General features: G+C 71.1%; 13 protein-coding genes. 8 read left to right on the top strand and 5 right to left on the bottom strand.

What is annotated here, in order from left to right:
- Positions 1-72: 72 nt before the first annotated feature.
- Entirely contained in the window at positions 73-381 is a 309-nt protein-coding gene (groES, locus tag AB0E24_RS20790) for a co-chaperone GroES (RefSeq protein WP_014054228.1), read from the bottom strand.
- A 304-nt stretch (positions 382-685) separates the two neighbouring features.
- Entirely contained in the window at positions 686-1,648 is a 963-nt protein-coding gene (locus AB0E24_RS20785) for a polysaccharide deacetylase family protein (protein WP_359378780.1), read from the bottom strand.
- Positions 1,649-1,728: 80 nt separating this feature from the next.
- Here AB0E24_RS20785 and AB0E24_RS20780 point away from each other — a divergent pair, with 80 nt between their 5' ends.
- Together AB0E24_RS20780 and AB0E24_RS20775 are read left to right on the top strand one after the other, a co-directional pair.
- Complete coding sequence (locus AB0E24_RS20780) at positions 1,729-2,910, top strand: class I SAM-dependent methyltransferase (protein ID WP_069865127.1); 1,182 nt, start codon at positions 1,729-1,731, stop codon at positions 2,908-2,910.
- Positions 2,911-3,077: 167 nt separating this feature from the next.
- On the top strand, positions 3,078-4,541 hold the full coding sequence (locus tag AB0E24_RS20775; protein ID WP_359378777.1) for an acyltransferase: 1,464 nt from the start codon (positions 3,078-3,080) through the stop codon (positions 4,539-4,541).
- A 99-nt stretch (positions 4,542-4,640) separates the two neighbouring features.
- Here the strand turns inward: AB0E24_RS20775 and AB0E24_RS20770 are convergent, their stop codons facing one another.
- A complete protein-coding gene (locus AB0E24_RS20770) occupies positions 4,641-5,108 on the bottom strand; it encodes an ATP-binding protein (RefSeq protein ID WP_069865131.1) in 468 nt (155 codons plus the stop codon).
- 158 nt (positions 5,109-5,266) lie between these two features.
- Here AB0E24_RS20770 and AB0E24_RS20765 point away from each other — a divergent pair, with 158 nt between their 5' ends.
- The 4 genes from AB0E24_RS20765 to AB0E24_RS20750 all read left to right on the top strand — a co-directional run bounded on the left by AB0E24_RS20765 (position 5,267) and on the right by AB0E24_RS20750 (position 7,672).
- The gene (locus tag AB0E24_RS20765; protein WP_069865133.1) at positions 5,267-6,118 is read left to right on the top strand and encodes a helix-turn-helix domain-containing protein; all 852 of its coding nucleotides are present in this window, start codon (positions 5,267-5,269) and stop codon (positions 6,116-6,118) included.
- A gap of 10 nt (positions 6,119-6,128) precedes the next feature.
- Positions 6,129-6,341, top strand: a complete 213-nt coding sequence (locus tag AB0E24_RS20760; RefSeq protein ID WP_069865135.1) for a DUF397 domain-containing protein — start codon at positions 6,129-6,131, stop codon at positions 6,339-6,341.
- An 81-nt stretch (positions 6,342-6,422) separates the two neighbouring features.
- Positions 6,423-7,253 (top strand): arylamine N-acetyltransferase family protein, encoded by an 831-nt coding sequence (locus AB0E24_RS20755; RefSeq protein WP_359378771.1) that lies wholly within the window; start codon positions 6,423-6,425, stop codon positions 7,251-7,253.
- A gap of 101 nt (positions 7,254-7,354) precedes the next feature.
- Positions 7,355-7,672 carry a hypothetical protein gene (locus AB0E24_RS20750; RefSeq protein ID WP_069865631.1) on the top strand — a complete coding sequence of 106 codons (318 nt, stop codon included), beginning with the start codon at positions 7,355-7,357 and terminating at the stop codon, positions 7,670-7,672.
- Here the strand turns inward: AB0E24_RS20750 and AB0E24_RS20745 are convergent.
- The gene (locus AB0E24_RS20745; RefSeq protein ID WP_206333061.1) at positions 7,645-8,370 is read right to left on the bottom strand and encodes a hypothetical protein; all 726 of its coding nucleotides are present in this window, start codon (positions 8,368-8,370) and stop codon (positions 7,645-7,647) included. The genes AB0E24_RS20750 and AB0E24_RS20745 overlap by 28 nt on opposite strands.
- Before the next feature lie 192 nt (positions 8,371-8,562).
- Between AB0E24_RS20745 and AB0E24_RS20740 the strand changes: the two genes are divergently transcribed.
- Positions 8,563-9,423: a polysaccharide deacetylase family protein gene (locus tag AB0E24_RS20740; RefSeq protein WP_359378767.1), complete on the top strand. Its 861-nt coding sequence runs from the start codon at positions 8,563-8,565 to the stop codon at positions 9,421-9,423.
- Positions 9,424-9,504: 81 nt separating this feature from the next.
- Here the strand turns inward: AB0E24_RS20740 and AB0E24_RS20735 are convergent, their stop codons facing one another.
- Positions 9,505-10,386 carry an alpha/beta fold hydrolase gene (locus AB0E24_RS20735; protein WP_079258593.1) on the bottom strand — a complete coding sequence of 294 codons (882 nt, stop codon included), beginning with the start codon at positions 10,384-10,386 and terminating at the stop codon, positions 9,505-9,507.
- A gap of 124 nt (positions 10,387-10,510) precedes the next feature.
- Here AB0E24_RS20735 and AB0E24_RS20730 point away from each other — a divergent pair, with 124 nt between their 5' ends.
- On the top strand, positions 10,511-12,796 hold the full coding sequence (locus AB0E24_RS20730; RefSeq protein ID WP_359378764.1) for an AfsR/SARP family transcriptional regulator: 2,286 nt from the start codon (positions 10,511-10,513) through the stop codon (positions 12,794-12,796).
- Positions 12,797-12,820 lie beyond the last annotated feature (24 nt).

The raw sequence follows: 12,820 nt of genomic DNA, 5'->3' as shown, positions 1-12,820 counted from the left end.
CAAACCGTGCCCCGACCCCGGTTTCAGATGACACGGGCACCGGGGCACGGCTCATAGGCAAAACTTCGGTGATTACTTCTCGACGATCGCGAGAACGTCGCGAGCCGAGAGGACGAGGTACTCCTCGCCGCTGTACTTCACCTCGGTGCCGCCGTACTTGCTGTAGAGCACGACGTCACCGACGGAGACGTCGAGCGGAAGGCGCTTGCCGTCCTCGAAGCGGCCCGGGCCCACGGCCAGGACGACGCCCTCCTGGGGCTTCTCCTTGGCGGTGTCCGGAATGACCAGGCCCGATGCCGTGGTCTGCTCGGCGTCGAGCGGCTGGACCACAATGCGGTCCTCGAGCGGCTTGATGGCAACCTTGGAGCTGGTGGTCGTCACGATCCGACCTCCCCCTTCGGAGATCTCACGGGGTCAACTGTCTGAGGTGGCGACCAGGTGGATCCGTCGTCGCGGGTGCCGGACCTGCCCGTCGCTGTATACCTGGCACTCATTGGTGCCGAGTGCCAGCCTCGACATTATGACGCGGTTAGCACTCAGTCAACTAGAGTGCCAAGCGACGCGGTGGTGGCCCCCGCTCGGCGCCTCGCCGCCACCTCATCACCGCCTTACGGCCGCCGCGGCCCTGGTCGGGGGTGCCCGAGTCGACCCGGCGGCCCCGGGGCCGCCGTCCCGGGCGGCGCCGTCATACGTAGTCCTCCAGCCGCCCGATCGTGAACCCCTGGGCCTGGATCGCCCGCACCAGCTCCGTGATCATGTCGGTCATCGACTTCCCCTCCAGCTGCTCCGGCCCCCGGAAGTGCGCGAGCACGATGTCCCCCGGCAGCAGATGGCCGCCGGAGCGGTAGGCCAGTCCGTGGGTCTCCATCTCGGCGCGCCACAGCACCACCGTCCGCACCCCGCAGAAGGCGGCCGCCCGCAGCATCGAGTCGTCGTACTCCCCGAACGGGGGACGGAAGAGCCTCGGCTGTTGACCGAAGTGGTTCCACACGTTGTCGCGCTGCCCGCAGATCTCCCGCACCTGGTCGTCGTAGGCCATACCGGCCAGGTTGGGATGGGTGAGGGTGTGGTTCTCCATGGAGTTGCCGAGCCGGCGCAGCCGGTCGAAGTAGTCGTAGTGGGTCCCGATCACGTTGTCGGTCAGAAAGCCGGTGAACGGCAGTCCGAGGTCCCGGGCCTGCTCCACGAAGCGCGGGTCCTTCTCGATCCCGTCGTCGATCGTCACGAAGACCACCCGCTGGTCGGTCGGCACCCGGCGCACGATCGGCGGCAGCCCCCACGGCCCCGACCGCTCGAGCGAGGGCTTGACGGCGGGCGGGGCCGGAGGCCGCTCCAGCGGCCGGTCCAGCCCCCAGCGGCGGTAGGCGCCGGACGCGCCCTGGCCCCCGTCGGACGCCGAGGCGCCACCGGAGGGCAGCACGCCCTCTAAGCCGCCGCCCTGGGCCCCTCCTCCGTGCCCCGGCCCGGACGACGCCGATTCCCCTCCGGACGGCGGGTCGTCCAGCCGCGAGGCGAGGGAGGCCGGTGGCATGGGAGCGCCATGGCGGGAGCCGGAGTGCTCGGGGGCGGCGGCGAGGGAGCCGCAGGCCGTGAGCACGGCCGCCGCGCCGACGAGAACCAGACAGCGGGGAAAACGAGTCTTGATCATCATCATAAATGTGATCTTCAGTCCGGAGCCGTGCATATGCGCGCCGTAGGGAGGCGAATGCGCTCGCGGGAGCGGGGAGAATGGGCCATGTGGACGTTGACGCCTTCGACTCACTGCTCGGCGACGAGGGGCAGGCGCTGCTCTCCGGGCTCCGCGACTACGACCCGGCGAAGGAGCTCGCCACCGCGACGCGGCTGCGCCGCGACCACCCTCCGGCGCTGGTCTCGGCGGCCCTGACCCAGGCCGCGCTGCGGCAGCGGGCAGTGGCCAAATTCGGCCCCGAGGACGCGCATCGCATGTACTTCACGCCGAACGGCGTCGAGCAGTCCACCCGCACCTCCGTCGCCGAGTACCGCGCCTCCCGCTTCACGGAGTTCGGCGTCCGCCGCATGGCCGATCTGTGCTGTGGGATCGGCGGCGACGCGATCGCCCTCGCCCGCGCCGGAATCTCCGTGCTCGCCGTCGATCGCGACCCGCTGACCTGCGCCGTCGCCCGCGCCAACGCCGAGGCGCTGGGCCTGGCCGAGCTCATCGAGGTCCGCCGCGCCGATGTCACCGAGGTGGACACCCGGCCCTTCGACGCGGTCTTCGTCGATCCGGCCCGGCGCGGCGGCCGGGGCCGCGTGTTCGACCCCGAGGCGTACTCCCCTCCGCTCTCCTGGGCCGTCGAGGCCGCCCGCACCACCCCGCGCGCCGCCCTCAAGATCGCCCCCGGCGTGCCGCACGAGGTGGTCCCCGAGGACGCGGAGGCCGAGTGGATCTCGGACCACGGCCAGGTGAAGGAGGCCGTCCTGTGGTTCGGCACCGCCCGCCCCGGGCTGCGCCGCGCCACCCTGCTGCCGAGCGGCCACTCCCTCCTCGGCACCCCGCTGCTGCCCGCCCCCGAGCCCGGCCCGGTCGGCCGCTGGCTCTACGAACCGGACGGCGCCGTCATCCGCGCCCATCTCGTCGCCGATGTCGCGGCCCGCGTCGGCGGCCGCCTGATCGACCCGACGATCGCCTACATCACGACGGACGAGCTGCGCCCGACGCCGTTCGCCACCGCGTACGAGATCACCGATGTGCTGCCGTTCAACCTGAAGAGGCTCAAGGCGCTGCTGCGGGAGCGGGAGGTCGGCATCGCGACCATCAAGAAGCGCGGTTCGGCGGTCGAGCCGGAGCAGCTCCGCAAGAAGCTCCGGCTCGAAGGCGGGAACGCCTGCACCATCGTGCTCACCCGCTCGGCGGGCTCCCCCACGATGCTCCTGGGACATCCGGCCTGACCCGGTCCAACACGACGGCGAACGCCGGAAAAGATCAAGACCGGAGGGAAGTTGGCGAATTTCCCTAAACCCGGATCGACTCCATGAACCCGCTCACGACCAACGGGGTAGAGTCAACCGCGTCGACGCAAAAGCGCGTTGAGCCCGACGAGAGAGCGTGTTGAGTTATGACGGCATCCCGCACTGCCGGCGAGAGCGGCGCCAAGCGATCGTTCACTGTGCGTGCCGGCGAGGCGAGCGGCGACCGCATACGGCTCAGCGTCTACGACCTGCTCATCGGCACGGTGTATACGCCCCGCGTCTTTTTCTACCGGGAGACACTCGACGGCGAGGCGCTCCGCGCCTCCCTCGGCCGGACATTGCGCAACTTCCCGATACTTTCGGGCCGTATGAAGCGGGATCCCGACGGCGGCCTCAGTGTGCTCTGCGATGACTCCGGGGTGCGCTTCGTCGAGGCCCGGGCATCCGAGCCCATGCCGGACTACGGGCCTCGGCATACGGCGAAAAAGGTGCTGGAGCAGCGGTATCTCAGCCACGCCATGCCGTTCTGGGTGGTTGACCGCGATACACCGCTTTTCACGGTGAAACTCACCCATATGAAGGATGGCGGTTCCATCCTCGGCGTCACGATGAACCACGCCGTGGCCGATGGGTCCAGCTATATGAGCTTCCTGGAGAGCTGGTCGAACGAGCACCGGGGCCTCGGATACCCCAAACCCAACCACGACCGCGGCATCATCGAGGCGCTCGGCGCCACGGGTGACGGGGGCACGGGCGACGGGGGCACGGGCGACGGGGGCACGGGCGACGCGGGCGCGGGCGGCGCCCATCTCACGGTCACCGAGCGGGGCCAGACATCCGCCTTCATGGGCCGCATCCTGCTGGGCCGCTTCGGCAAGACGACCACGGTGACCACCCGTTTCACGGCCGCCGAACTGGCCGCCATGAAGGACGCCGCGATGAGCGACCTCGCGGGCACGGAGCGATGGGTGTCGACCAATGACGCGCTGACCGCCCATCTATGGAAAGTGCTCGGCGAATTGCGGGACCGCCCCGACGCGAGCGAGGAAAGGCTCGGCCTGATCGCCGACTTCCGTTCCTTCGCCAGCGAGGCCGTACCGAATGACTACTGGGGCAATGCCGTCTCCAACACCCGGCCCGGAATGACCGCGGCCGAACTGCGCTCCCGCTCGCTCGGCGACATCGCCGCGGCGGTCCGCTCCGGCTATGCCGAGAACTCGGAGAAGCGAATCCGCGAGGAAACGGCGTTCCTCCAAGCCGAACACGAGGCGGGACGCTTCAAGCGCGTCATCCCCACCATGGCCCTGGGCGCGTTCGACAGCACCATCGCGCTCAACAACTGGTCGAAACTCCCCTTCTACGAGATCGACTTCGGGCAGGGCGCGCCCTTCTGGTACGACTTCTCCCCCATCCCCATTCCCTGGACCGTGCATATCGCGCCGACCCCGGCCACGGATGGCCAAAAGGGCGGCCGGGATGTGCATATCGCCCTGCCGCGCACCCATGCCCGGGCCCTTCAGGAGCCGTCCTGGGTCGGCCGGTTCCACCGTTACGCGGAATCCGGCGAGACATTTCCGCTGACCTCTCTGGCGGCCGAAGCCAAGCGGTGAGGAAAACGGGGCGAGGAGCGGGGCGAAGAGCGGGGCGGCAATCGGGGAACGCGGTGGGGATAGCGGTTCGGGAAGCCGTCACACCGTGAAACGCCGGGGCTAGCCCGCGTCCTCCTCCTTGCCCGCGAGCTCGAACCAGACCCCCTTCGCGTACAGCCCGGTCGCGTCCCCCTCCGCGGTCCCCCACGCGTCGGTCAGGGCCGCCACCAGTCCGAGGCCGCGGCCGCGCAGCCGATCGCCCTCGGGGAGACTGACGGCGGCGGGGAGTTCGGCCGAGGCGTCGTAGAGCAGGACCCGGAAGCGGGGAGGCTCGATCACCACGCGCAGCATCACGGAGTCGCCCTCGGCGTGCAGAAAGGCGTTGGTGGCCAGCTCCGAGGTGCACAGCGCCGCCGTGTCGGCCAGCTCCCACTGCCCCACGGAGTTCAAAACGCAGGCCACAAAGTCCCGGCACACCTTGGCGGAGGACGCGTGGCGGCTGCTCTGAAGGGTGTAGACGTACGGGTCCTTGGAAGGGGAGGGCGGGCGACGTGGGGGACGGTCGTCGGACTCGTGATCGGAATCCATGGGGCAACTCCCTGCGAAGGGGCCGACAGCACGCGTACCGTTACGGCGATCAACGCGCGGTAGCGGCAACGGCACCTACGGTAGAGCAACGATACAAACAACTGCTACGGTCCCGTTGAATTTCCCCGACAATTACTCCTTGAGGGTTACGGAGGGCCATGCCACCCAGGAGCGTCCCGACCGCGCGTCAAGTCCGGCTCGGCACAGAACTCAGGAGGATGCGCGAAGGCGCGGGTCTCAGCATCCAGGAGGCCGCTGACCGGCTGGGCATCAACCGGACCCACATCACCAACCTGGAGCTCGCCCGCTTCGGCGTGAGCGAGGAGCGGGTCCGGGCCCTCGCCGCCATCTACGCCTGCCCCGACAGCGCGTACGTCGAGGCACTCGTCGCCATGACCCGGGAGCGCAAGGGCGGTTGGTGGGAGGAGTACCGGGGCCATATCGCCACCGGCGGACTCGATCTCGCCGAGTTGGAGTACTACGCCTCCAGCCTGCGTGTGCTCGAAATCATGCATATGCCCGGCCTGTTGCAGACGGAGGAGTACGCGCGGGCGGTGCTCGGCTACACCGTGCCGCAGTGGTCCGACACGGACCTCAGGCGCAGGCTCTCCCACCGCATGAAGCGCCGCGACATCCTGGACCGGGACGATCCGCCGCAGTGCACCTTCGTCATCCATGAGGCGGCGCTGCGCATGCGGTTCGGACCGGCGCGCGTCCTGCGCGCGCAGCTGGACAATCTACTGGAGTCCGCCGAACGGAAGAGCGTCACCGTGCGTGTACTGACCTTCGAGGCCGGAGGGTTCCATGTGCCCGGACTCTCGGTCACCTACGCCCTCGGAGCGGTGCCCCAGCTGGACACCGCACAGTTCGACACCGCCCACGGCCCCGTCTTCCTGGACGCGCGGTCCCAACTCATGAACTACCGAGCGGTCCTGGACCGGACCGAAGAGCTGGCGTTGCCTGAGAAGGAGTCACGTGACTTCATCCGCAAGACCGTTCAACAGATGTGAGGGCGAACGAATGTCCGAGGCCAACTGGCGCAAGTCGTCCTACTCCGGCGCCGGGGACGGAAACGCCTGCATAGAACTCGCCTTCATGGGCCGGGCCGTCGCCCTGCGCGAGAGCGACGACCCTCGTATCGTCCTCACCACCACCCCGGCGAAGCTGGGCTCCCTGCTGCGGTCCATCAAGGCGGGCGAGCTCGATCACCTCGCGGCGGTGCCGGAGGCGTAAAAGCCCTACGTCCCAAGGACCATATGGGGCCCCACCATGAGCGGAGGCCGGGGTCAGCGTTTCGGCGCTACGGTCGGCGGTATGGAACCGGTCCGTATCGATCTCGACGCCTATCTGACCCGTATCGGCTGGACGGGCGACCGGCCGCCCGCCCCCACCGTGGAGACATTGCGGGCGGTGCATCTGGCGCACCTCACCTCCATCCCGTTCGAGAACCTCGAGCCCCTGCTCGGCTCGGCCCCCTCCCTCGCCCTCCCCGACCTCGAGGCCAAGCTGGTCCGCGACCGGCGCGGTGGTTACTGCTTCGAGCACAACGGGCTGCTGTCCGCCGCCCTCACCGCCCTCGGCTTCGGCGTCACCGGCCTCGCCGCCCGCGTCCGGGTCGGGGCGGCCCCGGGGACGGTCCGACCGCGTACGCATACGCTGACGCTGGTCGAGGTCCCGGGCGAGGAGCGGCGTTACGCGGCCGATGTGGGCTTCGGCAGCATCGGCAGTCTGCTGGAGGCCGTGCCGCTCGTGGCCGGGACCGAGTTCCACGACGGCACCCGCCGCCATCGCTACGTCCGCGAGCCGCACCCCGGCGGGCCGGAGGACCTGTGGGTGCTCCAGGCGTTCCTCGACGGCTCCTGGGAGGACCAGTACGCCTTCACCCTGGAGCCCCACGACGCGTCCGACTACCGGGTCGCCAACTGGTACGTCGCCACCAACCCGCGCTCGCCCTTCCACAACGCCCTCTACGCCCAGCGCACCACCCTCGACCGCCATCTCCACCTGTCCGGGCGGACCCTTGTCGAGACCGGTTCCGACGGCACCCGTAAGGAGCGCCAACTCGCGGACAACGGCGAGGTGCTGCGCGTTCTCGCCGCCGACTTCGGCATCGAACTCCCCCCGGGAACGGTCCTTCCGGACTGACCGCACAGGAGATACTCCGGGTGACTCTCCACAACGGCCCCGGTCATGGCACGATCATCCCGCTGATGGGCCGATTGGAGGGTGGCAGGGACGGATGCACCATGAGTAATGACAAGCTGTCCATATCGGACCAGGATCTGTCGGATCTCATCAAGGACCTTGAGGAGATGCTCAGTTACCTCGAGGAACAGATCGAGCGTCTCGGCCATCTGAGGCAGTCGATGGACCCCGACGATCACAAGGGGCCCGCCGTCGCCGCGTACAAGAAGCTGGAGCGCGACGCCTATGCGGGCGCCGTGCGGGTCAGGCAGCTGCTGACCCGTATCGAGGAGGCGGCCAAGCAGCGCGGGGAGAGCCCCGGGGAGCGGTACGAGGAGCTGCGGAGCCGCTTTCAGTCGCTCCAGAAGCTGCCGTCGTAGCCGAGGTCCGGACTGCGGGGATCCGGACTACGGGGGTCCGGATCGTCGGTGTCCGGACCTCGGGTATCCGGACCGTCGGCGTCCGGACCGCCGGTGTGGGGGCGGAGTTCGCGCCTCACGAGGCGGTAGTAGTCGATCGCCTTGGCCATGCCGAGCGCCCCGGCCGCCGCGAACACGATGCCGATACCGGCGACGGTCCCGAAGCTCTCCGTGCTGATGTCCGAGAAGAAGGCGAACCCGCCCAGCGCCAGCCCCAGGCAGGCCAGCACGATGGACGGGCCCAGCCAGAGGAGCGCGCCGCCGGAGACGCGCCAGTGCGGCAGCGTCTGAGGATCGCGCTCCAGCTCCGCCCAGTCGCGGAGGCACGCGCCCACGAAGACATCGCGCCGGATGCCGGACGCCACCCCCAGGCTGGACGGAACCGTGGCGCCCAGGGCGAGACCGAGGAAGATCACGCCCAGGATGTGCTCGACGATCTCTCCCTTCACCAGGAACTGGAACCCCGAGACCGCGAGGCTCCAGCCCAGCGCGAAGATCAGCGTGGACAGCCACAGCAGCAGCGCCCGATGCGGCGCCAGATACCACCGCGCCAGCGTCCCCATCGCCCGCGCCCGCTCGTCGAGCAGCCCGGCGCGGTCCTTCCACGGCCGCTCGTCCGGGCCGGGCGGCAGTGGCGGAAGCTCGATGGGCGGCGTCATGGCGTCCTTTCCTCAGGGCACTCGTAGCGCTTGTGTCGCTCGTGGCGCTTGTGTCACACGCAGCACACAGCGGTGTACGCCGAGGCAGTCTCTCAGCTCATGCGGACAGACCACTTGACCTTCTCACTTATGTGAAGGTTTCACGATGCCCATCGAGCGAACCGAACCGCCGCACCTATGAGGTGAGCCCTGATGGACAACCAGCTCTTCGACTACAGCCCCATCGTCGAACGCGAGCCGATCCACTGGCCCGACGGCGCCCGGGTGGCCTTCTACGTCGGGCTGAACGTCGAGCACTACCAGGTCGACCGCCCCTCGACCAGCATCTTCCCCGACACCAAGGCACTGGCCCCCGATCCGCTGAACTACGGATGGCGGGACTACGGGCCCCGGGTCGGGATCTGGCGGCTGATCGAGAGCCTGGACCGGCACCGGGTGCGGGCGAGCGTGATGCTCAACTCCGATGTCGCCGAGCGCTACCCCCAGATCATCCGGGCCGGGCGGGAGCGGAACTGGGTGTGGGCGGCGCACGGCAGGAACAACTCCATCCTCCAGGCGGACATGACGCCCGAGGAGGAGCGCGCCTACCTCACCGAGGTGATCGGCACCATCGAGAAGGCCACCGGCCGCCGGCCGCGCGGCTGGCTGGGACCGGCCCTGACCGAGACCTTCCGCACCCCGGAGCTCCTGGCCGAGCTGGGGCTGCGGTACGTACTGGACTGGGCCAACGACGACCAGCCGTACCGGCTGAACGTGCCGGGCATGCTGAGCGTGCCGTACTCGATCGAGGTCAACGACATCCAGCTGTTCGTCGGCAAGAGCCTCAGCGGGCCGGACTTCGTCCGGATCGTCAAGGACCAGCTGGACCAGCTCCACGCCGACGCGGCCACCAGTGGCCGGGTGATGTCGCTGGTGCTGCATCCGTTCGTGATCAACCAGCCGTTCCGGCACCGGTACGTGGACGAGGCGCTGGAGTACGTCGTGAACCACCCCGGGGTGTGGGTCACGACCAGCGACGAGATCGCCGAGCACTACGCCGCCCGGACGGGGTGACTCCGGGGGACTCCGCCACGGGGGAGTCCGCTACGGGATCCGCTACGGGGGAGTCCGCTACGGGGCCGTCCAGCAGGTCCGCTACCGGGCGAGCAGCTCCCGCAGCGTCTTGGCGATGTCGGCGGGTGCCTCCTCGGCCATGAAGTGGCCGTAGCCGACGGTGGCGTGCTCCAGGTCGTCGGCCCAGACGCGCCACACCGCCGCCGCGTCATAGCCGAGGGCCGCACCCCAGTCCTGCTGGACCACCGTGACCGGCATCGTCAGCCGGCGCCCACCGTCCCGGTCGGCCCGGTCGTGGTCGACGTCGACACCCGCGGAGGCGCGGTAGTCGGCCACGATCGACGGCACCGCGGCGCGGCAGGCGTCCAGATAGGCGGCGCGGACATCGGCGGGGATGGCCCGCGGATCGCCCGTCCACAGGTCGAGGAAGTGGCCGAAGAAGTCGTCGGGGCAGGCGCTGATCATCCGCTCGGGCAGCCCCGGGGGCTGGGCCATCAGATAGAGGTGGAAGCCGACAGCGCCGGTGGTGCCGTGCAGCACGTCCCACATGTCGAGCGTCGGCAGCACGTCCAGGCAGGCCAGATGGGTGATCGCCGCGGGGTGGTCCAGGCCCGCCCGGAAGGCGACCAGGGCGCCACGGTCATGCCCGGCCAGGGCGAAGCGGTCATGGCCGAGGGCGCGGGCCAGGGCGACGATATCGGCGGCCATGGTGCGCTTGGCGTAGGCGGCGGGGTCGGCGTCGGCGGCCGGTTTGTCGCTGGCGCCGTAGCCGCGCAGGTCGGGGCAGATCACGGTGTGATCGGCCGCGAGGTCGGCGGCGACATGCCGCCACATCAGGTGGGTCTGCGGGAAGCCGTGCAGCAGCACGAGGGGGCTGCCGGAGCCCGCGACGGCCGCGTTCAGGGATACGCCGTCGGCGACGGGGACGCGCCGGTAGTCGAAGCCGGGGATGACGGGGGCCATGGTGCGCGCGCTTTCTGTAGAGGGTGCGTTGCGTTTTCTTTTTGACCGGATGATGTGGATGACCAGGTGCGGGTCAGCCTGCCGGGTGCGGATGAGCAACCGGTCAGCGCGCTACCGTGACCGCATGCGGGTCGGTTTCGGGGTGCTGGGGCCGGTGGTGGCCTGGGACACGGACGCCGACGGGCGCGCGATCGCGCTGAAGGGGCCGCGGCACCGCGCGGTGCTGGCCCGGCTGATCGTCGCCCGCCGCCGGGTCGTACCCGTATCCCGGCTGGTCGAGGACCTGTGGACGGCGCCGCCGCCCGGGGCCGTGGGCGCGGTGCGTACGTTCGTGGCCGCGCTGCGCCGTGCGCTGGAGCCGGACCGCCCGCCGCGCGCCCCGGCCCGGCTGCTGGTCACCGAGGGCCCCGGGTACGCGCTGCGCGCCGACGCGGACGCGGTGGACGCCTGGCGCTTCGAACAGGACGTGGCCGCCGCCGCGACCCTGCCGCCGGACGGCGCGCTGCCCCGGCTGGAGGAGGCGCTGGGCCGGTGGCGCGGACCCGCGTACGCGGAGTTCGCCGACGAGGGCTGGGCCCGGGGCGAGCGCTCCCGTCTTGCGGAGCTGCGGCTGCACGCCGTTGAACGGCAGGCGGAGGCCCGGCTGGCGCTGGGCCGGGCCGCCGAGGCGGTACCGGACCTGGAGGCACATCTGGCCGAGCACCCCTGGCGTGAGGGCGCGTGGCGGGCGCTGGCCCTCGCGCTGTACCGCACCGGCCGCCAGGGCGACGCGCTCGCGGTGCTGCGCCGGGCCCGGACGCTGCTGGTCGAACAGCTGGGCCTGGACCCGGGCCCCGAACTGCGCCGCCTGGAGTCGGACATCCTCGCCCAGGCGCCCCACCTCGCCCCCGCCACGGCGCGGGGCGGCGGCGCGGCCCAGGTCTGGGCGGACGCGGCCGCCGCCTACGACCGCACGGTGGCCTCCGGCGCCCGAACCCGCCTGGAGTCCACGGTCGGCCTCCTGCGCGACCTGTCGATGACCGGGGGCGGCGGCCTGCTCACGGCCCGCCGACAGCGCGTGGCGGCCGTCGCGGCGGCGGAAGAACTCGGCGACCCGGAACTCACCGCCCGAGTGATCGGCGCCTACGACGTCCCAGCGATCTGGACCCGCCTGGACGACCCGGAACAGGCAGCGACGATCGTGGCCGCGGCGGAACGCACCCTGGCCGCACTCGCGGCCGGTCCCGGCGCACCCGATGACGGGCTCCCCGGCGTCGAGCCCCCTGACCACGGTGAGCCCAGCGGCCAGACCCCCGACCAGGAGTCCACCGACCACGAGGCCCCCGGCCACGAGGCACCCCATCACAGGGAACCCGATCACACGGCTCCGGACCACAAGCCAACCGGCCACAGAACGCCCGACCCCGGGACGTCGGAGCCCGAGGCAACCGGTCGGTGGGCCTCCGGGCGCGAGGCCGTCGGGCGCGGGAGCTCCGCTCCCGGGGGTGACGGCCGTGGCGCGCCCGGCCACAGCACGTCCGGGCGCGGGACAGCGGGTGAAGCGGCCACGCGTCATGACGCGATCCGGGCGCGGCTGTTGGCGACGGTCGCCGTCGAGTCGCGTGGTGGTCACTCCGGGCGGGGCCGCCAGGCCGCCCGGCAGGCCGAGGAGATCGCCCGGCGGCTGGACGATCCCGCGTTGCTGGCGTTCGCGCTCAACGGCGTCTTCATGCAGAGCTTCGACCGCGCGGGGCTGGCGCCGCGCCGGGACGCGACCGGGGCCGAGCTGATCGCCCTGTCGGCGCGGCACGGCCTGGTCGCCTTCGAGGTGCTCGGCCATCTGATCCGGCTCCAGGCCCGCAGCGCGCTCGCGGACTTCGCGTCGGCCGACCGGCACGCGGCCGCCGCCGAACGTCTGGGTGAGCGCCATGAGCGGCCGCTGGTGAAGGTGTTCACCGAGTGGTACCGGGCCCTGCGGCTGGCCGCGACGGGGCGGGCGGACGAGGCCGAGGCGGCCTACCGGGACGCGGCCACACGGCTGGACGGCGCCGGGATGCCCGGCCTTGAGCGCGGTCTGCTGCCGCTCGCGCTGCTCTGTCTGCGCGTGGGGCGGGGGCGGCCCGCCCCGACCGACCCGGAGCTCGACTGGGGCCCGTACGCGCCCTGGGCCCGCCCGCTGGTGCTGCTGGCCCGGGACCGCCGCGCCGAGGCCGCGGCCGCCCTCCGCACGGTCCCCGAGCCGCCCCGCGATCTGCTGCTGGAGGCCCTGTGGTGTCTCACCGGGCGCGCGGCCATCGCCCTCGGCGACCGGGAGACGATGGCCCGCGCCCGCACCGCGCTGGCCCCTGCCGCGGCGGAGCTGGCCGGGGCGGGCAGCGGGCTGCTCACCCTGGGGCCGGTCTCCCGGCATCTCGCCGATCTCGGGGGCTGAGGAACCGGGGATCTCGGGGGCTGA

The sequence above is a fragment of the Streptomyces malaysiensis subsp. malaysiensis genome (assembly GCF_040653035.1).
In the GTDB taxonomy this organism is placed as follows: Bacteria; Actinomycetota; Actinomycetes; order Streptomycetales; family Streptomycetaceae; genus Streptomyces; species Streptomyces malaysiensis.
Note: the sequence above shows the minus strand (reverse complement) of the source record. Positions and strands in the feature narration are given on the sequence as shown.